21 protein-coding genes are annotated in these 21,842 nt (G+C 72.0%); 6 read left to right on the top strand and 15 right to left on the bottom strand.

Going from position 1 to position 21,842, the window contains the following annotated elements; all coding sequences use genetic code 11:
- Positions 1-2: 2 nt before the first annotated feature.
- The 5 genes from ASD16_RS14030 to ASD16_RS14050 all read right to left on the bottom strand — a co-directional run bounded on the left by ASD16_RS14030 (position 3) and on the right by ASD16_RS14050 (position 5,945).
- The gene (locus ASD16_RS14030; RefSeq protein ID WP_055918624.1) at positions 3-1,538 is read right to left on the bottom strand and encodes an alpha-N-arabinofuranosidase; all 1,536 of its coding nucleotides are present in this window, start codon (positions 1,536-1,538) and stop codon (positions 3-5) included.
- Positions 1,538-2,467: a carbohydrate ABC transporter permease gene (locus ASD16_RS14035; RefSeq protein ID WP_082570885.1), complete on the bottom strand. Its 930-nt coding sequence runs from the start codon at positions 2,465-2,467 to the stop codon at positions 1,538-1,540. Before ASD16_RS14035 ends, ASD16_RS14030 begins: the two co-directional genes overlap by 1 nt.
- Positions 2,467-3,402 carry a carbohydrate ABC transporter permease gene (locus ASD16_RS14040; RefSeq protein WP_200942960.1) on the bottom strand — a complete coding sequence of 312 codons (936 nt, stop codon included), beginning with the start codon at positions 3,400-3,402 and terminating at the stop codon, positions 2,467-2,469. The genes ASD16_RS14035 and ASD16_RS14040 overlap by 1 nt, the downstream gene beginning before the upstream one ends.
- Positions 3,403-3,418: 16 nt before the next feature.
- Positions 3,419-4,786 carry an extracellular solute-binding protein gene (locus ASD16_RS14045; protein ID WP_082570887.1) on the bottom strand — a complete coding sequence of 456 codons (1,368 nt, stop codon included), beginning with the start codon at positions 4,784-4,786 and terminating at the stop codon, positions 3,419-3,421.
- A gap of 154 nt (positions 4,787-4,940) precedes the next feature.
- Positions 4,941-5,945 carry a LacI family DNA-binding transcriptional regulator gene (locus tag ASD16_RS14050; RefSeq protein ID WP_055920463.1) on the bottom strand — a complete coding sequence of 335 codons (1,005 nt, stop codon included), beginning with the start codon at positions 5,943-5,945 and terminating at the stop codon, positions 4,941-4,943.
- A gap of 95 nt (positions 5,946-6,040) precedes the next feature.
- Between ASD16_RS14050 and ASD16_RS14055 the strand changes: the two genes are divergently transcribed.
- Both ASD16_RS14055 and ASD16_RS14060 read left to right on the top strand, forming a co-directional pair.
- Complete coding sequence (locus ASD16_RS14055; RefSeq protein ID WP_055918627.1) at positions 6,041-6,808, top strand: VTT domain-containing protein; 768 nt, start codon at positions 6,041-6,043, stop codon at positions 6,806-6,808.
- A gap of 41 nt (positions 6,809-6,849) precedes the next feature.
- On the top strand, positions 6,850-7,590 hold the full coding sequence (locus tag ASD16_RS14060; protein ID WP_055920466.1) for an HAD-IIA family hydrolase: 741 nt from the start codon (positions 6,850-6,852) through the stop codon (positions 7,588-7,590).
- Here ASD16_RS14060 and ASD16_RS14065 read toward each other — a convergent pair.
- From ASD16_RS14065 to ASD16_RS14090, 6 genes are all read right to left on the bottom strand, one after another.
- Positions 7,587-8,078, bottom strand: a complete 492-nt coding sequence (locus ASD16_RS14065) for a PH domain-containing protein (RefSeq protein ID WP_055918629.1) — start codon at positions 8,076-8,078, stop codon at positions 7,587-7,589. The genes ASD16_RS14060 and ASD16_RS14065 overlap by 4 nt on opposite strands.
- 79 nt (positions 8,079-8,157) lie before the next feature.
- Positions 8,158-8,727 (bottom strand): LemA family protein, encoded by a 570-nt coding sequence (locus ASD16_RS14070; protein WP_055918632.1) that lies wholly within the window; start codon positions 8,725-8,727, stop codon positions 8,158-8,160.
- A gap of 57 nt (positions 8,728-8,784) precedes the next feature.
- Positions 8,785-9,495 (bottom strand): DUF3137 domain-containing protein, encoded by a 711-nt coding sequence (locus ASD16_RS14075; protein WP_055918635.1) that lies wholly within the window; start codon positions 9,493-9,495, stop codon positions 8,785-8,787.
- An 8-nt stretch (positions 9,496-9,503) separates the two neighbouring features.
- Complete coding sequence (gene pyrE, locus ASD16_RS14080; RefSeq protein ID WP_055918638.1) at positions 9,504-10,079, bottom strand: orotate phosphoribosyltransferase; 576 nt, start codon at positions 10,077-10,079, stop codon at positions 9,504-9,506.
- Positions 10,080-10,084: 5 nt separating this feature from the next.
- Positions 10,085-10,831, bottom strand: coding sequence for a DUF3137 domain-containing protein (locus tag ASD16_RS14085; RefSeq protein WP_157453950.1), 747 nt, complete (start codon positions 10,829-10,831; stop codon positions 10,085-10,087).
- Positions 10,832-10,885: 54 nt separating this feature from the next.
- Complete coding sequence (locus ASD16_RS14090) at positions 10,886-11,680, bottom strand: SDR family oxidoreductase (RefSeq protein ID WP_055920469.1); 795 nt, start codon at positions 11,678-11,680, stop codon at positions 10,886-10,888.
- 181 nt (positions 11,681-11,861) lie between these two features.
- Here ASD16_RS14090 and recQ point away from each other — a divergent pair, with 181 nt between their 5' ends.
- Positions 11,862-13,922, top strand: coding sequence for a DNA helicase RecQ (gene recQ, locus ASD16_RS14095; RefSeq protein ID WP_082570888.1), 2,061 nt, complete (start codon positions 11,862-11,864; stop codon positions 13,920-13,922).
- Positions 13,923-14,097: 175 nt separating this feature from the next.
- On the opposite strand, the gene ASD16_RS14100 is transcribed toward recQ, so the two are convergent.
- The 3 genes from ASD16_RS14100 to ASD16_RS14110 are packed head-to-tail and all read right to left on the bottom strand — an operon-like array spanning position 14,098 to position 16,621.
- On the bottom strand, positions 14,098-14,580 hold the full coding sequence (locus ASD16_RS14100) for a nucleoside deaminase (RefSeq protein ID WP_055918644.1): 483 nt from the start codon (positions 14,578-14,580) through the stop codon (positions 14,098-14,100).
- Entirely contained in the window at positions 14,577-15,566 is a 990-nt protein-coding gene (locus ASD16_RS14105; protein ID WP_055918647.1) for a phosphotransferase enzyme family protein, read from the bottom strand. The genes ASD16_RS14100 and ASD16_RS14105 overlap by 4 nt, the downstream gene beginning before the upstream one ends.
- A gap of 50 nt (positions 15,567-15,616) precedes the next feature.
- On the bottom strand, positions 15,617-16,621 hold the full coding sequence (locus ASD16_RS14110) for a LacI family DNA-binding transcriptional regulator (RefSeq protein ID WP_055918650.1): 1,005 nt from the start codon (positions 16,619-16,621) through the stop codon (positions 15,617-15,619).
- 204 nt (positions 16,622-16,825) lie between these two features.
- Here ASD16_RS14110 and manD point away from each other — a divergent pair, with 204 nt between their 5' ends.
- Both manD and ASD16_RS14120 read left to right on the top strand, forming a co-directional pair.
- On the top strand, positions 16,826-18,109 hold the full coding sequence (manD, locus tag ASD16_RS14115; RefSeq protein ID WP_082570889.1) for a D-mannonate dehydratase ManD: 1,284 nt from the start codon (positions 16,826-16,828) through the stop codon (positions 18,107-18,109).
- On the top strand, positions 18,106-20,247 hold the full coding sequence (locus ASD16_RS14120; RefSeq protein ID WP_369817985.1) for an alpha-glucuronidase: 2,142 nt from the start codon (positions 18,106-18,108) through the stop codon (positions 20,245-20,247). The genes manD and ASD16_RS14120 overlap by 4 nt, the downstream gene beginning before the upstream one ends.
- Here the strand turns inward: ASD16_RS14120 and ASD16_RS14125 are convergent.
- Complete coding sequence (locus ASD16_RS14125; protein WP_055918654.1) at positions 20,241-20,759, bottom strand: DUF3592 domain-containing protein; 519 nt, start codon at positions 20,757-20,759, stop codon at positions 20,241-20,243. The genes ASD16_RS14120 and ASD16_RS14125 overlap by 7 nt on opposite strands.
- A gap of 57 nt (positions 20,760-20,816) precedes the next feature.
- Here ASD16_RS14125 and ASD16_RS14130 point away from each other — a divergent pair, with 57 nt between their 5' ends.
- Complete coding sequence (locus ASD16_RS14130; protein WP_055918656.1) at positions 20,817-21,839, top strand: NADP-dependent oxidoreductase; 1,023 nt, start codon at positions 20,817-20,819, stop codon at positions 21,837-21,839.
- The last annotated feature ends 3 nt before the right edge of the window (positions 21,840-21,842 follow it).

Raw genomic sequence — 21,842 nt, forward strand, 5'->3', positions numbered from 1 at the left:
CGCTAGGCCAGCGTGACCTCCAGCTCCACGACCGCCCACGCCAGCGGGGGCAGCCGCAGGGTCACCGTGCCGCCCTCGGCGCGCACCCCGTCGAGCGGGCGCAGTCCCACGCGGTCCTGCGCGTCCTGCGCGTTGGTGGTGTGGCGGTCGCCGCCCTCGGGCACGGTGAGCACCTCGGCACGCCGGACCTGGCCGGCCGTCCAGCCGCGCAGGTCGACCGTGACCTCCGCGTCCTCGTCGAGACCCCGGTGCGCCAGGAAGAGCGCGACGCGGCCGTGCTCCTCGTCCCAGGTGGCGGAGACGTCGACCAGGTCCACCGCGTCGAACTTCGCGGTGTCGTAGCGGTCGGACGTGACGGCCGTGCGCAGGATCACCCCGCGGGCGAGGGCCGCCGTCCGCGCGAACGGCCAGAAGATCGACTGCCGCCACGCGGGTCCACCCTCCTCCGAGCGGATCGGCGCGATGACGTTGACCAGCTGGGCCTGGTTGGCGATCTTCACCCGGTCGCCGTGCCGCAGCAGCGAGTTGAGGAACGTGCCGACGACGACCGCGTCGGTGACCGAGTACTCGTCCTCGATGATCCGCGGGTGCTCCTGCCAGATCCCGGCCCTCTCGATCACGTGCGGCTGGTCCGCGGTGTCCTTGCCGGTGGCGTACCAGACGTTCCACTCGTCGAACGAGAGATGAATGAGCTTGCTGTGCTTTCCGCGTGCGCGCACGGCGTCGGCCGTCGCGACCACCGACTCGATGAAGTAGTCCATGTCGACCGCGCTGGCCAGGAAGCTCGCGTGGTCGCCGTCGTGCTCCTGGTAGTAGGCGTGCAGCGACACGTAGTCCACCTGGTCGTAGGCGTGCCCCAGCACGGTCTGCTCCCACGCGCCGAACGTCGGCATGCCGGAGTTGGAGGAGCCGCACGCGACCAGCTCGATCCGCGGGTCCACCAGCCGCATGGCCTTGGCGGCCTCCTGCGCGAGCCGGCCGTACTCGTCGGCAGTCTTGGCGCCCATCTGCCACGGGCCGTCCATCTCGTTGCCCAGGCACCACAGCCGGATGTCGAACGGGTCCTCGTGGCCGTTCTTGCGCCGCCGGTCGGACAGCTCGGTGCCGCCCGGGTGGTTGGCGTACTCGACCAGCGCGCGCGCCTCCTCGACGCCCCGGGTACCGAGGTTCACGGCCTCCATGACCTCGACGCCGGCCACGCGGGACCAGTCGACGAACTCGTGCAGCCCGAAGGCGTTGGTCTCGACCGTGTGCCAGGCGCCGTCGAGACGTCGGGGCCGGTCCGGGCCGACGCCGTCCTCCCACGCGTACCCGGAGACGAAGTTCCCGCCGGGGTACCGGATGACCGTCGCGCCGAGCTCCTTGACCAGGTCGAGGACGTCACGACGGAAGCCCTGGTCGTCGGCGCTCGGGTGGCCGGGCTCGTAGATGCCGCTGTAGACGCACCGGCCCATGTGCTCGACGAACGACCCGAAGATCCGGCGGGGAACCTCCCCGACGACGAAGTCGCGGTCGAGCGTGACGCGTGCGCGAGTCATCACTGACCACCGAACCCGGTCGTCGCGAATCCCTTGATGATCTGGCGCTGGAAGAACAGGAACACGACCACCAGCGGGAGCGCGGCGAGCACGGCCGAGGCCATGACCTGCGCGTACTGCAGGCCGTACGCGCTCTTCACGGTCTGCAGACCGACCGGCAGCGTCATCAGCGACGCGTCGCTCGTCGCGATGAACGGCCACAGGAAGTTGTTCCACGCGAAGACGAACACGAACATCGACACGGCCGCCAGGATCGGACGGGACAGCGGCAGCACGATCGACCAGAACACCCGCAGGCGGCCGGCGCCGTCGATGCGGGCCGCGTCCTCGAGCTCGACGGGCACCTGGTCGAAGAACTTCTTGAGGATGAACACCATGGCGGGGTGGACCACCTGCGGCAGGATGACGGCCCAGTAGGTGTCGACGAGGTTCAGCGTGAGCATCTCGTAGAACAGCGGGACGATGAGCACCTGCGGCGGGATGATGATCGCCGCGATGATCGCCCAGAACAGCCACCGGCGGCCGGTGAAGTCGAGCCGGGAGAAGGCATAGGCGGCCAGCGACGTCACCACGAGGGTGATCAGCGTGATCGCCGTCGCGGTGATCAGGCTGTTCCACGTCCAGAGCGGGATGTTGCCCTCACGCAGCACGTTCGCGTACGCGTCGGTGGTGAACCCGTCCTCCGGGAACCACGTCACGGGCGTCGCCGCCGCGGCGGTCTCGGACTTGAACGACGTCACGACCGCCCAGAAGAACGGCAGCAGCCAGAACACCGCGAGGACGACCAGGGCGACGACCGCGCCGATGCGGCCGGGGCTGGCGAACCGCTCGCCGATGCGCAGACCGGCCTTCTGGGCGAGCCAGCTCTGCTGCCGGACGCCCGCGCCCGCTCCGGGAGCGTTGGGCTGGGGAGCGACGGTGGTGGCCATCAGGCACCCCTCCTCGTGGTCAGGCGCATCTGGCCGATCGAGATGATGACGATGATCGCGAAGAAGATGTAGGCGATCGCCGAGGCGTACCCGAACCGGTAGCCGGTGAAGCCCACCTCGAAGACGTACTGGACGACCGGGCGGGTCACGCCCCCGGGGCCGCCCTGCGTCATGATGTAGATCTGGTCGAAGACCTTCAGCGAGGCCAGGACCTGCAGGATCACGATGAGCACGGTGGTCGGGCCGAGCTGCGGCACGGTGATCGACCGCAGCTGCCGCCACCGGCCTGCGCCGTCGAGCGCGGAGGCCTCGTACTGCTGCTCCGGGATGTTCTGCAGGGCCGTCAGGTAGAGCAGGAAGTTGAAGCCGACGGTCCACCAGAGCGTCATGACGACGACCGCGAGCATCGCCCACTGAGGATCCTGCAGCCAGGCGATCTGCTCGACGCCCACCGCCCCGAGCACGTAGTTCACGAGGCCGAGCTGGGGGTTGTACATCCAGATCCAGAACTGCGCCGCGACGGTCGAGGCCAGCAGGAACGGCATGAAGAACGAGAGCCGCCAGAGCCACTGCCCGGGCAGCCCCTGGTGCACCAGCAGCGCCAGGATCAGCGCCACGATGACCAGCGGGACGGTCGAGAGGACGGTGAACCACAGGGTGTTCAGCAGGGAGCGCCACATGATCGGGTCACGCAGCGCCTCGGCATAGTTGTCGAAGCCGATGAGCTGCCCACCCGCTCCGGTGATGCTCTCCCCCGTGAAGCTGAGGTAGAAGCCGTGCACCAGCGGCCAGACGAGGAACATCACGAAGACGATCACGAACGGTGCCACGAACGCCCAGCCGATGCGGTTGTCGCGGGCGCGGCGTTCGCTCTCGCCGCGCCGGATCTGCTCGGCCGACGTGGTGCGTGGTGGGGCGACGGTTGTAGACGACACGGTCAGCTCCTTCGGGTCACACCGGGTTCGGCTTGGCCAGCTGGACGTTCACCCGGCGGACGAAGGCGGCGAAGCCCTCGGCGGGGTCGGAGCCGTCCAGGTACACGCCCTGCACGGTCTCCAGGAAGTAGTTCTGGAAGTCGCTGCCGGACCCGGTGAACCACGCCTCCGGGTCGTAGTTGAGGATCTCCGCGGCGGCCGCGTAGTGCGCCTGCGGCATGAGCGCCTGGTAGTCGGCGCTCTGCACCACCGGCTGGAACCCGGGGATGTGCCCGGCCTCGGCCCACCCGAGCGAGTTCTGCAGGAGGTCGGCGACGAACTGGTAGCTCGCCCGCCGCTGCTCCGGGTCGGGGCTCGACTGGTGCGGCAGCGTGAACGCGTGCGAGTCGGCGTACGCGGCCGGCGTGCCGAAGAGCGTCGGGATCGGCTGCGCGTCGAACGCCAGCCCCGAGCTCTTGGCGGTCGGCAGCTCCCACACCCCGGTGAAGAACATGCCGCTCTCGCCGGACATGAACTCCGAGACCGCCGTGCCGTAGTCGCCGCTGGGCGTGCAGATGGTGCCGTCGAGGAGCTGCTGGATGAACTCCAGCGACTCCACCGCGGCGTCGTCGTCGACCTTCGCCGTCAGGCCGGACAGGTCGAAGTCGGCGTCGTGCTGCTTGTAGAGCGTGTAGAAGAGCCGCCACATCTGGGCCCCGTCGCCCAGGTACCCGTACGAGAGCCCGTGCTTGCCCGTCACCGCCTGCATCGCCCGGGCGACCTCGAGGAACTGGTCCGGGCTGTCGATCGGTGCGAGCTGGCCGTCCGGACCCAGGACCCCGGCCTGCTCGGCCACGTCGAGGTTGTACATCATGATGAACGGGTGCGAGTCGAGGGCGATCGAGTACTGCTTGCCGTCCAGACCGCCCTTGGCCCAGACGCGTTCGAGGAAGTCGGACTCCTCGACGCCGAACTCGGCCAGCAGGTCCAGGTCCCACGGGTCCAGCAGCCCGCCCGGGGCGTACCCGGCCACCCGTGACGCGTGCATGATCGCGACGTCGGGCGACCGCCCGCCGACGCTCGCCATGGCCAGCTTGGTGTAGTACGGCGCCCCCCAGGCCAGCACGGTCTGGGTCGCCTCGTACCCGTGGTCGAGGGCGTTCACCTTGTCGACCAGCCCCGCCATGGTGATGCCGTCGCCGCCGCTGAGCAGGTGCCAGTAGGCGAGCTCGTGCAGGCCGCTCGCCGACGCCGACGGGGCGCAGCCCGCGAGCGCCGAGGCCGCGGCGACACCTCCGACGGCCGCGAGGGAGCCGACCAGCATCTGGCGTCTGGTGATTCCCGGACCTGGTGGGAGGACCAGGTCGCCGGCGGTGCGCCGGTGCGCGAAGTGGTGCAGTGCCATGCCCTCACTCCTTCGTGAGACGCGCCCGACGTCGTTGTCGGTCACCCGGTGCGGCTTTGCTCGCCGTGTCCGGTTCGCATCATTACATCGTTAGAACGGCCAGGCAACACAGGCGCGCTCACCGCTGTCACACCCCCTCTGACCAGCGGAGACGTCAGCCGGTGCTCGCCCGGACCACGACCCCGTGGGGGTACACCAGCTGCCGCAACGGCCTGCCGGGGTCCGCGATCCGCTCGCTGAGCAGGTCCAGCGCGGCCACCGCGTAGCCCCGCAGGTCGAACGCCACGGTGGTCAGCGGAGGCACCGCGTACCGGGCGGCGGCGACGTCGTCGAACCCCGCCACCGCGACGTCGTCGGGCACCCGCAGCCCGCGCTCCCAGAGCACGCTCAGCACCCCGAGCGCCATCGAGTCCGTGAAGCAGACGAACGCGTCCGGGGCCGCGTGCTGCGCGAGGTGGGCCCGCGTCGCCTCGACCGCCTGCTCCGTCGTCCAGTGCCGCACCGGGATCTCGAGGTCCGGGTCGTGCTCCACCCCCGCCGCCGCGAGCGCCGACCGGTACCCCTCGGTGCGCTGCCGCGCGGCCGCGGTCTCCACGCCGACCGGGGGCGTGCCCACCGCGGCGATGCGGCGCCGGCCCGTGGACAGCACGTGCTCCGTCACGTCACGCGACGCCTGCACGCTGTCGACGCCCACGTGGTCCGCCCGGTCCTGCACGACCTCGCCGATGAGCACCGTCGGCGGCAGCGGCCCGGGGAGCACCGGCACGGCGGAGTCCGCCAGGGAGACCGGGTTGAGCACGAGCCCGTCGACCAGGTGCGACCGCGCCCGGGACAGCAGGTCGCGCTCGCGGCCCGGCTCCGCAGCCGTCTCCTCGATCTGCAAGGACCAGCCGCGCGAGTGCGCCTCCTCGACGAAGTGGTGCGCCAGCTCGGCGGAGTACGCCGTCGACAGGTCGGGCAGCGCCAGGGCGATGAGGCCGTACCGGCCGTTGCGCAGCCCGCGCGCACCCAGGTTGGGCACGTAGTCGAGCTCGGCCAGCGCGCGTTCCACCCGCTCGCGCGTCTCCGGGCGCACGAACACGACCCCGTGGATGACGTTGGAGACGGTCTTCGGCGAGACGCCCGCCCGGGCTGCGACGTCCTTCACGGTGGCCCGCACGGTGCCATTGTTCAGCACCAGCCCGACGCAGTGGCGCACAGGCTCCGCACAACCCGGCCACCGGCCCCTCAACACTCGCCCCGTACTCTGGTCGCATGCTGATGACGACCGCCCTCACGGCCGCCGGACCCGTCGCCGCCCTCGGGCCCGACTTCCTCGACCCGCAGCACCTGATCGACTCGTTCGGGACGTGGGCGCTGATCGGCATCCTCGCCATCATCTTCATCGAGGTCGGGCTCCTGTTCCCGATCCTTCCCGGCGACTCGCTCCTGTTCACCGCCGGTGCGCTGGTGGCTCAGGAAGACCTGAACGTGAACATCAGCATCGGGGCCCTGATCCTGCTGCTGATCGTCACCGCGTACGCGGGCACCCAGACCGGCTACCTGATCGGCCGCACGCTCGGCCCGAAGGTGTTCAGCAAGCCCGACTCGCGCTTCTTCAAGCAGCGGTACATCGACCAGACGTACGCCTACTTCGACAAGTACGGCGGCCGGACCCTGATCGTCGCGCAGTTCATCCCGTTCGTGCGCACGTACGCGTCCGTCGCGGCGGGCGTCGGGCGGATGCCGTACAAGCACTTCGCCTTCTTCAACGCGATCGGCGTGATCCTGTGGGCCGGCGGCGTCACCCTGCTCGGCTACCTGCTGGGGAACATCACCTTCATCAAGGAGAACATCGAGGCCCTCCTGGTCCTCGTGGTCTTCATGTCGGTGGCGCCCGTGATCGTCGAGGTCTGGCGCAAGAACCGCAAGGACAAGAAGCTGCGCGCAGCGGGGCTGCCCGTCGACGAGGCCGGCCGCGACCCGCGCTACGACGAGCAGGCCGAGCGCGACGAGGTCGAGCGCAGGGCGTTCGGCGCGTGACGCACCACGGACCTCGCGAGATCCGCTCGTGGTTGTCCGACATGGACGGCGTCCTCGTGCACGAGGGCACCGCGCTGCCCGGTGCCGCGGAGTTCGTCACGGCGCTGCGCGACGGCGACCGCCCGTTCCTCATCCTGACCAACAACTCGATCTTCACCACGCGGGACCTGCGCGCACGCCTGGCTGCGTCCGGGATCGACGTCCCCGAGGACGCCATCTGGACCTCGGCCCTGGCCACCGCCCAGTTCCTCACCGACCAGATGCCGGGCGGTTCCGCGTACGTCATCGGCGAGGCCGGGCTGACCACCGCGCTGTACGAGGCCGGCTACACCCTGACCGCCGCGCAGCCGGACTTCGTCGTCCTCGGCGAGACGCGCACGTACTCCTTCGAGGCGATCACGCAGGCCATCCGCCTGATCCAGGGCGGCGCCCGGTTCATCGCCACCAACCCGGACGTCACCGGACCCTCCGCCGACGGTGACCTGCCCGCCACCGGCGCGGTCGCCGCGATGATCAGCGCCGCCACCGGACGGCAGCCGTACTTCGTCGGCAAGCCCAACCCGATGATGATCCGCTCCGCGCTCAACCGGATCGACGCCCACTCCGAGACCACCGTCATGGTCGGCGACCGGATGGACACCGACGTCGTCGCCGGCATCGAGGCCGGCCTGCGGACGTTCCTGGTCCTGTCCGGTTCCACGAAGCTGGCCGACGTCGAGGCGTTCCCCTTCCGGCCCACCGAGATCCTGAACTCCGTCCAGGACCTGATCGACCGGGTCTAGCCCTCCTCGGCGACCATCTGGTCGCGCACCGCGAGGAGGCGGGTGCGCGCAGAGTCGAGCCGACCGCCCGGCGCCGTCCGTCCGCCGGGGACCTGCGCGACTACCGGGCCGCTCGTCGTCGTGAACAGAAGTCGGTGGTAGGAGGTGAACCCGGCCTCTGTCACGACCGCGTCAAAGGTGATGTCCACCAGGTTCGCCCACGCCACCCGCCGGTTCCGGAACAGGTTCCGGACGAGCACCCCATCAGGGAACGCGACGATCCCGCGCCGCGACACGTGCACGCCGAGCGATACGAGCAGCGCCGCGACCACGAGTCCGGCGAGGGTGAACAGCCATCCGCCGTCGGGCTCGACCACCGACGGGACCGTCGGGCCGCAGAGCGCGATCGCGGTCAGGACGGCGATGGCGACGGGCACACCACGCATGCGCCCCCGCAGCCGGAAGAGGGCGGTGTCGCTGACCTCTCGGCCCGCGCGATCCGGCACCACGGTCGGTCACCTCGACTCGGGACGAGCCGCGACGTGCAGAGCCGCCGATCGCGGGGCTACCGCGCCGGTGGCGATTGGGTCAGAAGCTGACCTCGGGGGCTGCCCGGACGCTGGGCTCTTCGACCTCGAAGTACTCGGCACGCTCGATGTGGAACATGTTCGCGATGATGTTCGGCGGGAACGTCTCGACCTTGGTGTTCAGCTCGCGGACGTTCGCGTTGTAGAACCGGCGGCCGGCGGCGATGCGGTCCTCGGTGTTGGTCAGCTCGGCCTGGAGCTGCTGGAAGTTCTCGCTGGCCCGCAGCACGGGGTAGGCCTCCGCGACGGCGAACAGCCGGCCGAGCGCCTGGGTCAGCTGGTTCTCCTGGACGGCCTGCTCGGCCGGGCCCGATGCCGGGCCCGCTGCGGCGGCACGGGCGCGGGCGACCTCGTCGAACACGCCGCGCTCGTGGGCCGCGTAGCCCTTGACCGTCTCGACGAGGTTCGGGATCAGGTCGTGGCGGCGGTGCAGCTCGACGTCGATCTGCCGCCACGCCTCCTGCACCAGGTTCCGCAGGCGGACGAAGCCGTTGTAGGTGGTGACGGCCCAGATGAGGGCGATCACGACGATCACGGCGAGGACGATCAGGACGATGACACCGGTGCTCACAGCAGGGCCTCTCGGAGGTCGGGCGGTTCAGGAGATCGTAGCGTCGGGCCTCGGACGTCAGCCCTCCGGCTGACCGATCGTCGTCGGGGTGGGGTCGTACCCGTGGTCCTGCCAGACGTGCCGTGGGATGGACCGGACGACGGCGCAGAGCACGCCGAGCCGGGGCGCCAGGCGGTCGAGGTCGGTGGTCCCGGACCCCCACGACAGGATCCAGGTGCCGTCGATCCGCCACGCGGTGCCGAGGGCGTCACCCTGCAGCAGCCGTTCCATGAGCCGCGGGTGCAGGATCGCGTGCCCGGTCCGCTGGTCCGTCGCCGCCACCCGGTACGCACGGTTGAACGCCTCGGACTCGAACTGGACGTCCTGGGCACCGACCAGCTTGGCCAGCCGGGCGCCGAGCCCTTCGGGGGTCACCTCGACCGTCGGCAGGTACGTCGGCAGTGCCAGCCCGACGATGTGCGCGTGGTGCGTGGTCCGGTTCTTCCCGCTGCCGGTCGTCCACTGGTACGTGAACGACAGCGCCGGCCGGGAGTCGTAGGTGCCGCGCAGGACCTCGGTCGCCCGCCGTGCGCTGCCCTGACCGAACGGCTGCCCGCGCGAGATGTCGACCAGCGACCGCTCCGACTCCGCGTACGTCCACCGGTTGCTCAGCGCCCAGGCCCGGAACCGCTCGTGGCGCTTCTTCTGCACCCAGAACCCGGCGACGAACAGCCCGACCGTGACCACCAGGCCGAGGACGACCAGGACTCCGAACAGACCGTCGCCCATGCTCGGGGTCAGGCCAGACCGAGGTCGGTCAGGCTGAACAGGTAGTGGTACGGGACGCCGAGCGCCTCGATCTTGGCTTGCGCACCGGTCGCGCGGTCGACGATGACGGCAGCACCCAGCACCTCGGCACCCGCCTCGCGCGCCGCCTCGATCGCGGCGATCGGCGAGCCGCCCGTGGTCGACGTGTCCTCCAGGATGACGACCTTGCGCCCGGCGATGTCCGGGCCCTCGACGCGGCGCTGCATGCCGTGCGCCTTCGCCTCCTTGCGGACGACGAACGCATCGAGGTCCTGACCGCGCGAGGCGGCGGCGTGCAGGAGAGCGGTCGCGACGGGGTCGGCACCGAGCGTCAGGCCGCCGACGGCGTCGATCTCCGCGGTGCCGAGCCCGACCTCCTCCAGCCGGTCCAGCAGCAGGTGCCCGATCAGCGGGGCAGCGCGGTGGTGCAGCGTCACGCGGCGCAGGTCCACGTAGTAGTCGGCCTCACGGCCCGACGACAGCGTGACCTTCCCGTGCACGACCGCGAGGGTCTTGATCAGGTCGAGCAGCTGCTCGCGGGGCGTCGGGGAGAGGTCGTGAGTCACGGCGGTCAGGCTACCGGGCGGGTGCCGACGAACGTGGGCAGTGACGCCCGGACGGCGGTGACCACGTCGAGCATCGGCAGGATCTGTTCCACCTTCGTGCCGCCGTCGACCCAGGCGAAGACCCAGCCGTGGTCGATCCGCCAGGACGCGCTCCGGCCCGGCTCGTCGAGCAGCCGCTGCATCAGCCGAGGATGCAGGACGGCGTGCGCGGCGCGGGGGTCGTCGGCGAGGATCCGGAAGGCCCGGTTGAACTCGGCGGACTCGAGCTGGATGTCCTGGCCACCCAGCGCACGGGCGAGCCCTGTCGGCGGACCCTCGGGGGTGACCTGGACCCTTGGGACGATCCTTCCGAGCGGCACGGCCACCACATGGGCGGTGTGCGCCCCGAACCGTTCGCCGCGGGACCGGACGGCGGTCCGCAAGCGGTCGTCCGTCCACTGCCACATGTACGTGAACGAGTAGACAGCGAGGTCCCCGTCGTCCCGGACGAGCAGGTCGCGTACGAGCAACCGGTGCCGGGCTGGTCGCTGGCCGTCCAGCAGGCTCGTCACGAACGCGGTCAGCTCGCCGTCCGCCTGGTCGAACCTCCAGCCGCGCTCGTCGGCCCACGCCCTCAGTCGGCGCCCTCTCGCGGCTCTCCGACGACGGATGAGGACGTCGCCCAGGACGATCGGACCGAAGATCGCAAGGAACGCGACCCAGATGTAGGCCATCTCCCCCGGCGAGAGGGCCATGTGGCTCCTGGTGACCATCGGGCGATGCTAGCCAGGACCACCTCTCCGGTCGGTGGGCCTCACCCGGATGGCTCAGCCGACGGTGGGGGCGTCCGTGTCCTGGCCCTGGTAAGCCCGGCGGTAGCGGCCGAACGCGCGGACGGCGGACCGCGGGGCGATCCGGGCAGCGGCCGACAGCGTCCGGTAGCGCAGGCTCGGGGTCGACAGGACGGCGCCGCGGCGGACGTCGGCCAGGCCGGTGGCCACGACGTCCTCGGCGTTCAGCCACGCGATCTCGGGGTAGGCGGTCATGTCGATCTCGCCGCGCTCGTGGAACTCGGTGTGCACGAAGCCGGGGTTCAGCGAGGTGGCCGTGACACCCGTGCCGCGCAGCTCGACCGCGAGGCTCTCGGTGAACACCCGGACCCACGCCTTGTGCGCGGAGTACGTGCCCGAAGTAAGCAGGGCGGCGACGGACGCGACGTTGAGGATCGCCCCGCGGCCGCGCTGCACCATGGCGCCGGCGGCGGCGTGCGACAGGACCATGACCGCGGTGACCATGAGCGCGAGCGCGGTCTCCTCGCGGGCCAGGTCGCCGGGGACGAAGCGCTGGTTCAGGCCCAGGCCGGCGTTGTTCACCAGCAGCCCGACGGGACGCTCGGTGGCGCGCAGCCGGTCGGCGACGCGCTCGACGTCGGCGCGGACGGACAGGTCGGCGACGAGCACCTCCGCCCGGATGCCCGCGGCGGCCTCGAGCTGGGCCGCGAGGCGGGTCAGCCGCTCCTCGTTGCGGGCGACCAGGACGACGTCGTGCTTGGCCGTGGCCAGCTGCCAGGCGAACTCCAGGCCCAGGCCTGCGGACGCGCCGGTGATGAGTGCGGTTGCCATGGGGAACACCCTACGGAGGCGGTGCGGGGTCGCGCGCGTCGCGGCCGCGGCCTGGCCCGGGTGATCCGCGACAGCCGGTCCGGGGCCGACCATGCCATGAGCGACGCCCCGGCCTGCCCGGACGTCACCGAGGGCTTGGTCGCCACCAGCACCGTGCCCGACGGCGGCCGAGCACCTGTGGATGGAGGGCGGTCCGGCGTCGGCGGTGAGACGTAGGGTGTGCCGCGTGACAGACGGATGGGGTAGCGACGTACCGGACTGGCCGCTCGACGAGGAGCCGCCGTTCGACCCCTTCTACGACGCCGCACCGCCCGAGCACGAGCCGTCGGCCCCGCCTGCCCGAGGAGCCCGGTCCGCTCCCCCGCCACGCCCCGACATCCCGCGCGAGGTCGCCCAGACCCTCGATCCCGAGGCGGCTCTGGCCGCAGCCGCCGAGGTGCTGCACACGGTCTGGGGCTACGACGCCTTCCGCGGTGAGCAGGCCGAGATCATCGACACCGTGGTGCGCGGCGGCGACGCCCTGGTGCTCATGCCGACCGGCGGCGGCAAGTCGCTCTGCTACCAGGTCCCGGCCCTGGTCCGGCAGGGCACCGGGGTCGTCGTGTCCCCGCTGATCGCCCTCATGCAGGACCAGGTCGACGCCCTGTCCGCGCTCGGGGTGCGGGCGGGGTTCCTCAACTCGACCCAGCAGTCGTTCGAGCGCCGGAAGGTCGAGGACGCCTACCTCGCCGGCGAGCTCGACCTGCTGTACCTGGCGCCCGAGCGCCTGCGGGTGCGCGAGACCATCGAGCTGCTCGACCGGGGCACGGTCGCCCTGTTCGCCATCGACGAGGCGCACTGCGTGTCCCAGTGGGGCCACGACTTCCGCCCCGACTACCTGCAGCTGTCGATGCTGCACGAGCGCTGGCCCGAGGTCCCGCGGATCGCGCTGACCGCCACCGCGACCGAGCAGACCCACGCGGAGATCGCGCAGCGGCTGCAGCTCGGGGACGCCAAGCACTTCGTGGCCAGCTTCGACCGCCCCAACATCCAGTACCGGATCGCGCCCAAGGACAAGCCTCGCGACCAGCTGCTCAACCTCCTGCGCACCGAGCACGAGGGCGACGCCGGGATCGTGTACTGCCTCTCGCGCAACTCGGTCGAGCAGACCGCGCAGTTCCTGGTCGACCACGGTGTGCCGGCGCTGCCGTACCACGCAGGGCTCGACCGGCAGGTGCGGGCGCGGAACCAGAGCAGGTTCCTGCGCGAGGACGGGATCGTGATGGTCGCGACCATCGCGTTCGGGATGGGCATCGACAAGCCCGACGTCCGGTTCGTCGCCCACCTGGACCTGCCGAAGTCCGTCGAGGGGTACTACCAGGAGACCGGCCGAGCCGGGCGTGACGGGCTGCCCTCCACGGCATGGCTCGCGTACGGCCTCGCCGACGTGGTGCAGCAGCGGCGGATGATCGACACGTCCGAGGGCGACGCCGCCCACAAGCGTCGGCTGACCGCGCACCTGGACGCGATGCTCGCGCTCTGCGAGACGGTGTCGTGCCGCCGCGTCCAGCTCCTCAACTACTTCGGCCAGCCCTCCGAGCCCTGCGGCAACTGCGACACGTGCCTGACGCCGCCCGAGTCGTGGGACGGCACCGTCGCCGCGCAGAAGCTGCTGTCGACGGTCGTCCGGCTGGAGCAGCGCGGGCAGCGGTACGGCGCGGGCCACCTCGTCGACATCCTGCTCGGCAAGGAGACGCCGCGGGTCACGCAGCTCGGTCATCGGGACCTCAGCACGTTCGGCGTCGGCAAGGACCTGTCCGACGGCGAGTGGCGTGGCGTCGTCCGGCAGCTGCTGGCGATGGAGCTGCTCGGCGTCGACTCCGACGGCTACGGCACCCTGCGGCTCGCGCCCGACAGCGCCGACGTGCTGCGCGGGGCGCGCGAGGTCCGGCTGCGTCGGGAGACCGAGAAGGTCGTCAGGTCGCGCGGGTCGCGAGGCAACCGGGCCACCGCCGCAGCCGACCTCACGGGCGACGACGTCGAGCTGTTCGAGGTCCTGCGCGCGTGGCGCGCTGGTGTCGCCAAGGAGCAGGGGGTCCCTGCGTACGTGGTGTTCCACGACGCGACGCTGCGCGAGGTGGTGACGCAGCGGCCGACGTCGCTGGAGGCGCTCGGCGGGATCAGCGGCGTCGGTGCGACCAAGCTGGAACGGCACGGGCCGGGGCTGCTGGCCGCGCTGAACGGCGTGTCGGAACCGGCCTGACGGTCGGCATCGGCGCAGCGGCGGGCCGGACAGCCCTGACGCGGCGCCGCGCTGAGTGGTGGGCCGGACAGACCGACGTGCGGCGTGCTGGCAGTGCTGCGCCGGTAGACGGGCGCTGCCGATAGACGGGCGCTGCCGGTAGACGGCCGCTGCCGGCAGACGGCGGCTGCTCGCGTCAGTCGATGCCGTGGCTGCGTCGGATGAGGTCCTTGACCTCGGCGGCCAGGGAGTCGACGGGTCCCTCGACCGGGATGCCGGGGGCGACGACGGTGATCGGCAGGGGCGCGACCGGACCCGCCGCGATGCGCCAGTCCGCTCGCCAGCCGCTGATCTGCGCCGACGAGGTCGCGTAGACGATCCGGCCCAGACCGACCCACGCGTGGGCCGCGGCGCACATCGGGCAGTGCTCGCCGGACGTGTAGACGGTCGACGCCGCGCGCTCGTCGGGCGTCAGGTGGTTCGCGGACCAGCGCGCGATCTCGAGCTCCGGGTGGCGGGTCTCGTCGCCGTCCTTCACGCGGTTGCGGTCCTCGAACCGGACCTGCCCAGCGGCGTCGACCAGGACGGAGCCGTAGGGCTCGTCGCCGTCGTCGAGCGCCTCGCGGGCGAGCTCGACGGCGCGGGTGAGGTGGGCCAGGTCAGCCTCGGAGAGCGTCATCGGGCCACCGTGGCGGCCAGCACACGGTCGCGCAACCTCTGCCGGTGCGCGACGAGGGACGCCCGCAGGTCGACCGACCACTGCTCCTCGTCGGGCACCGGGTCCGCCTCCAGGTGCGCGATCGCGACCAGCAGCCGCACGGCGACCGCGGCGCTGTGCAGCTCGAGCTCGGCCACCTCGTCGTACGAGAGCGGACGCACCCCGCGATAGCCGGTCAGGAAGGCCGCGAGCAGCGCCGGGCGCTCGACCTGCCCGGGCGTGTCACCGACCAGGTCACGGACCGCGGCGGCGATGTCCTGGAGGTACGGACCGGTCCTCGCCTCGTCGGCGTCGAACGCGACAGGGTGCCCGTCGACCCAGCGCATGTTGTCGAGCTCGAAGTCTCCGTGCAGGGTGCCGCTCGGCAGATCCGCTCGGTCGGCCGCCGCCAGCACCGCCCGGGCGGCGTGCAGCACCGCAGGGTCGTCCCTGCACGCACGCTCGAGCGCTGCCAGGTCGAGCGGCGGCGGCTCCTCGTCGGCGGTCAGAGGTCGCGCGTCGCGGTGCAGCCGCGCGAGCGCCGCACCCCAGTGCGAGGCGAGGGTGGTGGTCAGGTCCACGAGCTCCAGCTCGGCGCCGGGAGCCGCGTGGACCGCGGTGGCGTGCATGTCGCCCAGCACCGTCGGGACCGTCTCGACGAGCCGGCCTTCAGCCGACGGCACCGGTGCGACCGTCCCCCCGTGCCCGGCAGCCCAGGTCGCGAGCAACCGCGCGGGGGTCTCCAGGTCGCGGACCGTGCGCAGCGACGCCGGGACGAAGCGCAGATAGAGGACGCCGCGCGGGTCGACGTCCGGGGGTACGACGAAGACGTGCGTCGCGCTGGACCGACGCCACCGGGCACCGCCGGGGGCGATACCCCAGGCGGCGGCGACCTCGTCAGCCACCGGGCTGCGCCAGTCGGGGTCGACGGTGGCGTCGAGCCGGGCGATCTCGGCGAGGGGGAGCATCCGGGCATCCTCGCGGCGCCGACCCGCGCGGGTCACGGCCTTTCTGACGGTCAGCGGACCACGCGGAGCGGGGCCGTGCCGGTGGAGCCGCGGACCACCAGGTGGGTGGGGAGCTCTACGGTGACCGTGCCGCCGGGGTGGGTGGGATCCAGTCGCCCCAGCAGGAGGTCGGCGGCCGCGTGGCCGGCACGTTCCAGAGGGGCGGCGATCGTGGTCAGGCCGGGGCGGACCAGGTCGGCGCCGAAGACGTCGTCGCAGCCGACGACGCTCATGGCGCCGGGCACGTCGATGCCGCGCTCGGCCAGCCGGTCGAGGATGCCGAAGGCGAGCAGGTCGTCGAACGCCAGGACGGCGGTGACGTCGGCGTGCAGGCAGGCGTCGGCCGCGGCGGCCCCGTCCTCGCGGCGGGGCACGAACGGTCCCAGGAAGACGACGTCGACGCCGAGGCGCTTGGCGGCCGTGCGCAGGACCGCGCGGCGGCGGCGGTCGGACCACGACGCGCGCGGGCCGGCCGCGTAGGCGACGCGACGGTGGCCGAGGGAGGCCAGGTGGGCGAGCGCCTGGCCGGTGCCGCCCGCGGTGTCGACGAGGACCCCCGACTGGTCGGGCACGGGGCGGTTCACCGTGACCATCGGGAACTCGTGCGACCAGGCGGTGAGGCGGTCGTCGTCGAGCCGTGACGCTGCCAGGACGGCGCCGTCGACGGTCGGGCGCAGCGCGCGCAGGGCCCGTTCCTCGGCCTCGACCGACTCCTCGGCGTCGACCAGCACGTGCACGTAGCCGTCGGCACGCAGCCGGGCGGCGGTGCCGCGCACGATGCCGAAGAAGTAGGGGTTGGTGACGTCCGGCACGAGGAGGGCGACCATGCGGGTGCGGCCCGAGCTGAGCGCGCGGCCGGTGGCGCTGGGCGCGTATCCCAGCTGGCGCGCGGCCTCGCGGACGCGGACGGCGGTGCGCTCGTTGACCCGGCCCGGCTTGGTCAGGGCGCGCGACGCGGTCGAGATGGCCACGCCGCTGGCGGCCGCGACGTCGCGGAGGGTGGGTGGCCTGGTCATCGGTCCTCGTCGAGCGATCGGGCGACGGGCCGACCGGCCCGACGGGACCCCATCGTGGCGGTGAACGCGCCGGATGGCAACCATCGGCAAACGTTTGCCCCAGCGGCGGCCGCACGCCTACGGTGGACCCGCGCCCCCGCACGGGCCGGGCGCCCTGAGGGAGCAGAGCAGCGCCGACGACGTCGTCGGCGGGACGGAGCAGGCATGCCGACGGACCACCCCGACACCGCGCCCAGCGACCTGGCCCCTGCGGCGCGCGGGACCGCGATCCGGTCCGCGGAGGTGCTGATCACCAGCCCGGACCGCAACTTCGTCACGCTGCGGATCACGACCGAGGACGGGGTCGTCGGCCTCGGTGACGCCACCCTGAACGGTCGCGAGCTGTCGGTGGCGTCGTACCTGTCCGACCATGTGGTGCCGCTGCTGCTCGGCCGGGACGCGCACCGCATCGAGGACACCTGGCAGTTCCTCTACCGCTCGGCGTACTGGCGGCGCGGGCCGGTGACCATGGCCGCGATCGCCGCGGTGGACGTGGCCCTGTGGGACATCAAGGCGAAGGTCGCCGGGCTGCCGCTGTACCAGCTGCTCGGCGGGGCGAGCCGGACCGGGATCATGGCGTACGGGCACGCGAGCGGCCGGGACCTGCCCGAGCTGTTCGACTCCATCCGCAAGCACCAGGAGCAGGGCTTCCGCTCCATCCGCGTGCAGACCTCCGTCCCGGGCATCGACGCCGTCTACGGGGTGGCTGCGCAGCCGTCCTCGTCGGGCCGCTACGACTACGAGCCCGCCCAGCGCGCTCCGCTGCCGGCCGAGGAGGACTGGGACACCCGCGCGTACCTGCGGCACATCCCCACCGTGTTCGAGGCCGTCCGCAACGAGTTCGGTCCCGAGGTCCCGCTGCTGCACGACGGGCACCACCGGATGACCCCGATCCAGGCGGCGCGCCTGGGCAAGGACCTCGAGCCGTACGACCTGTTCTGGCTCGAGGACTGCACGCCCGCGGAGAACCAGGAGGCGCTGCGGCTGGTGCGGCAGCACACCACCACGCCGCTGGCCATCGGCGAGGTGTTCAACACCGTCTGGGACTACCAGACGCTGGTCCGCGAGCAGCTCATCGACTACGTCCGGTCCGCCGTGACGCACACCGGCGGCATCAGCGCGCTGCGCAAGATCCTCGACTTCGCCGCGCAGTACCAGATCAAGTCCGGCATCCACGGGCCCACCGACATCTCGCCCGTCGGCATGGCCGCCGCGCTGCACCTGGACCTGGCGATCCACAACTTCGGCATCCAGGAGTACATGCAGCACGGTGCCCGGACCGACGAGGTGTTCCGGCAGTCGTTCACGTTCGAGAACGGCTACCTGCACCCGGGCTCGGCGGTCGGCCTCGGTGTCGAGTACGACGACGACGCGGCCGCGCGGTACCCGTACGCGCAGGCGTACCTGCCGTTCAACCGGCTCAAGGACGGCACGGTGCACGACTGGTGACCCGCGTGCACCCGATGTGGCTGCCCGACGAGGCGTTCCGGGCGCTGGGGTCGCGGCGCGTGCTCGTGGCGGTGGGTCCGGACGACGGGCCGGTCGCGGAGACAGTGGTAGCCGAGGTCGCGGCGGCGACGGAGCGGTTCGGCGGGACGCTGGTGACCACCTCTGTCGAGCGACCGGTGACCGTCGACGAGGCCCTGGCCTGCGACGTCGTGCTTGCGATCGTCGGGAGTGCCGGGCAGGTGGGGACGGCGTCGGCCACCCAGCCGCCGCCCCCGGGCTATCCGGCACGGACCGATCCGTACCTGCGCGCCGTCCAGGCGGTGGTCGAGGACTGGCTCGCCCTGGGGAGCAGCGTGCTGAGTCCCGGCATGTTCGGGCTCGGTCGGCACCGCGGCCGTACGGTCGTCGTGGCAGCCGACTCCGCCGGTCTGCTGTACGGGCTGCACGCGCTGGTCCGTGGCGGGGAGACCTCCTGCACCGGACCGGACGACTTCGTGTGGGACCTGCCCGTGAACCCGGTCCGCATGCTCGACCACTGGGACAACACCGTCGTCCACCCCGTCATGGGTCAGGTGGAGCGCGGGTACGCGGGCGGCTCGATCTTCTGGTCCGAGGGACGGGTCCGCGACGACCTCACGCGCGTCGCGCAGTACGCGCGGCTGCTCGGGTCGGTCGGGATCAACGCGGTCGGGCTCAACAACGTCAACGTGCACGCGGCCGAGGCGCGGCTGCTCACGGACCACCTCGACGACGTCGCCCGACTGGCGGACGTCTTCCGGCCGCACGGGATCCGCGTGTACCTGTCGGTGAGCTTCGCCTCCCCCATCAGCCTCGGCGGCCTGCCGACGGCCGACCCGCTGGACCCGGCGGTCCAGGACTGGTGGGCGTCGGCCGTCCGCCGCGTCTACGAGACGATCCCGGACTTCGGCGGGTTCGTCGTCAAGGCCGACTCCGAGGGGCAGCCCGGGCCGTTCGCGTACGGGCGCGACCACGCCGCCGGGGCGAACCTGCTGGCTCGGGCGCTGGCACCGTTCGGTGGCACGGTGTTCTGGCGCGCGTTCGTCTACGACCACCACCAGGACTGGCGCGACCGTTCCACGGACCGCGCGCGGGCGGCGTTCGACCACTTCACACCGCTGGACGGCCGGTTCGACGACAACGTCGTCCTGCAGGTCAAGTACGGCCCGATGGACTTCCAGGCGCGCGAGCCCGTCTCCCCCGTGATCGCTGCGATGCCGCAGACGAGGCTGGCGGTCGAGCTGCAGGTGACACAGGAGTACACCGGGCAGCAGCAGCACGCGGTGTACCTGGGGCCGCAGTGGGCCGAGATCCTGCACTTCCCACTCGCCGAGGACGGGCGGACGGTCGCGTGGATCGCGGCGGGCCTGTCGGAGGATCACGGGCCGGAGCGGCGGGCTGCAGGGCTCGTCGCCGTCTCGAACGTGGGCGACGACGAGTTCTGGACCGGCCACCCCCTGGCGCAGGCGAACCTCTACGCGTTCGCGCGGCTCGCGTGGGGCGAGGAGGACCCGCTCGCGATCCTCGACGAGTGGATCGGGCTCACCTTCCAGGACCCGTCGGTGGCGCCCGCGGTGCACGCGGTGCTCGACGACTCCTGGCGCACCTACGAGAGGTACACCGCCCCGCTCGGCGTCGGGTTCATGGTCCGGCCCGGCCACCACTACGGTCCCGACGTCGACGGCTACGAGTACACCGCCTGGGGCACGTACCACTTCGCCGACCGCGACGGCATCGGCGTCGACCGCACGCGCGCGACCGGCACGGGATTCACGGGCCAGTACCCGCCGCCGTGGCGCGACGTCTACGAGGACGTCGCGACCTGCCCTGACGAGCTGCTCCTGTTCTTCCACCACGTCCCGTACACGCACGTGCTGCACAGCGGCTCGACCGTCATCCAGCACGTCTACGACACGCACGCCGACGGGTACGACGAGGTGGTCCGGATGGCTGCCGCGTGGGCCTCCGTCGAGGGCAGGGTGCCGACCGCGGTCTTCGACCGGGTCACCGAGCGGCTGGCCGAGCAGGAGCGCAGCGCGCGCGAGTGGCGCGACCAGCTCCGCTCGGCGTTCTTCCGCCGCTCGGGCATCCCGGACGCGACCGGTCGCACCATCTACTGACGCGCGGGGTGGTCGGGCTCGTCCGGGAAGAAGCTGCCACCCCACAGTCGGGGTGCGCGGCCCGTCGCTGCTGCGACCGCACCCAGCAGCGCGAGAACCGTCAGGACGCGCGTGACCCACAGGAGCGTGTCGTCGGGACCGGAGTCCAGCCGGGCGAGATCGTCGGGCTCCGCCGGGTTGACCATGAGGTCGACCCGGTCCCCGAGCGCCAGGACCGGGTCCTCGTCGCCCAACGGCACCTCGCCCTCCCGCGCCGAGGTCTCCCCGGGCGCCGTGTACGAGACGACGTAGCCGTCGACGAACTGGACCCGGCCACCGCTGTACGTGAAGGCCACGACCGCGCCTGTCGTCGCGACGCCGTCGCGGCGGAGTGCGGCGTTGTCCGAGGCGTAGCTGAGCGACGCCGCCGCGAACATCACGGCGAGCACGAGGTAGAGCACGATCGCGACGATGCGGACGCGGCCGCGCGCGGTGGCGCGCAGCCCACGGCGCGGAGCGGCGGCCCTGATCACACGCGACAGTGTGCGGCACGGCGCGCGTGGCGCGCGGACGAAGAGCAGACTCGGCGGATGCCCACGAGCGTCAGCACCCAGGTCCAGCTCGTCCGCCGGCCGCAGGGGTGGCCGGTGCCCGAGGACTTCCGCACCGTCACCGTCTACCTGCCCGACCTGGAGCCGGAGCAGGTGCGCGTCGCCAACGAGTTCCTCTCCGTGGACCCGTACATGCGCGGCCGGATGAACGACGCCGAGTCGTACGTCGCGCCGTTCGCGCTGGACGCGACGATGACCGGGGGCGCGGTGGGCCGGGTCGTGGAGTCGACGTCGGCGGACGTGCCCGTCGGCGCCGCCGTCACGCACGACCTCGGGTGGCGGGACGTCGCGCAGGGGGACGCCGCGCAGTTCCGGGTGGTCGACGACGGCGTCCCGCTCTCGGCGTACCTCGGGGTGCTCGGCCTGACCGGGTTCACGGCGCACCTCGGGCTGCTGCAGATCGCGGCGATGCAACCCGGCGAGGCGGTGTTCGTCTCCGGGGCGGCCGGTGCGGTCGGGTCGATCGTCGGGCAGATCGCCCGGCTCAAGGGCGCGTCGCGGGTGGTCGGTTCTGCGGGGTCGCCGCAGAAGGTGGCGCTCGTGCAGGAGCGGTACGGGTTCGACGCCGCCTTCGACTACAGGGACGGTCACCTGTACCGGCAGCTGCGCGCGGTCGCGCCGGACGGGATCGACGTGTACTTCGACAACGTCGGCGGCGCGCACCTCGAGGCAGCGATCGGCATGCTGCGGCGCGACGGGCGGGCCGCCCTGTGCGGGGCGATCTCCGGGTACAACGACGAGCACCCGCAGCCCGGGCCGCGCAACCTCGCGCGGATCATCCAGCAGGGGCTGACGCTGCGCGGGTTCACGGTGCCGTACCACCTGCAGCACTACCCCGCGTTCCTCGCGGACATGCGGGAGTGGTTCGCCGCCGGGCAGATCGCCTACGACGAGACCGTGGTCGACGGCCTCGACCACGCCGTTGACGCGTTCCTGGGGATGATGCGGGGCGAGACGACGGGGAAGACGGTGGTGCGCGTGGTTCGCGAGGTCGACGCCTGAGTG

This window comes from Cellulomonas sp. Root485 (assembly GCF_001426705.1).
Taxonomy (GTDB): domain Bacteria; phylum Actinomycetota; class Actinomycetes; order Actinomycetales; family Cellulomonadaceae; genus Cellulomonas.

What these genes read in the sequence shown, in the direction of transcription:
- ASD16_RS14030 (WP_055918624.1), bottom strand. Translation starts at nt 1,538, where the DNA reads ATGACTCGCGCACGCGTCACGCTCGACCGCGACTTCGTCGTCGGGGAG.
- ASD16_RS14035 (WP_082570885.1), bottom strand. Translation starts at nt 2,467, where the DNA reads ATGGCCACCACCGTCGCTCCCCAGCCCAACGCTCCCGGAGCGGGCGCG.
- ASD16_RS14045 (WP_082570887.1), bottom strand. Translation starts at nt 4,786, where the DNA reads ATGGCACTGCACCACTTCGCGCACCGGCGCACCGCCGGCGACCTGGTC.
- ASD16_RS14055 (WP_055918627.1), top strand. Translation starts at nt 6,041, where the DNA reads ATGCTGATGACGACCGCCCTCACGGCCGCCGGACCCGTCGCCGCCCTC.
- ASD16_RS14060 (WP_055920466.1), top strand. Translation starts at nt 6,850, where the DNA reads ATGGACGGCGTCCTCGTGCACGAGGGCACCGCGCTGCCCGGTGCCGCG.
- ASD16_RS14075 (WP_055918635.1), bottom strand. Translation starts at nt 9,495, where the DNA reads ATGGGCGACGGTCTGTTCGGAGTCCTGGTCGTCCTCGGCCTGGTGGTC.
- ASD16_RS14085 (WP_157453950.1), bottom strand. Translation starts at nt 10,831, where the DNA reads ATGGTCACCAGGAGCCACATGGCCCTCTCGCCGGGGGAGATGGCCTAC.
- ASD16_RS14090 (WP_055920469.1), bottom strand. Translation starts at nt 11,680, where the DNA reads ATGGCAACCGCACTCATCACCGGCGCGTCCGCAGGCCTGGGCCTGGAG.
- recQ (WP_082570888.1), top strand. Translation starts at nt 11,862, where the DNA reads ATGGAGGGCGGTCCGGCGTCGGCGGTGAGACGTAGGGTGTGCCGCGTG.
- ASD16_RS14100 (WP_055918644.1), bottom strand. Translation starts at nt 14,580, where the DNA reads ATGACGCTCTCCGAGGCTGACCTGGCCCACCTCACCCGCGCCGTCGAG.
- ASD16_RS14105 (WP_055918647.1), bottom strand. Translation starts at nt 15,566, where the DNA reads ATGCTCCCCCTCGCCGAGATCGCCCGGCTCGACGCCACCGTCGACCCC.
- ASD16_RS14110 (WP_055918650.1), bottom strand. Translation starts at nt 16,621, where the DNA reads ATGACCAGGCCACCCACCCTCCGCGACGTCGCGGCCGCCAGCGGCGTG.
- manD (WP_082570889.1), top strand. Translation starts at nt 16,826, where the DNA reads ATGCCGACGGACCACCCCGACACCGCGCCCAGCGACCTGGCCCCTGCG.
- ASD16_RS14130 (WP_055918656.1), top strand. Translation starts at nt 20,817, where the DNA reads ATGCCCACGAGCGTCAGCACCCAGGTCCAGCTCGTCCGCCGGCCGCAG.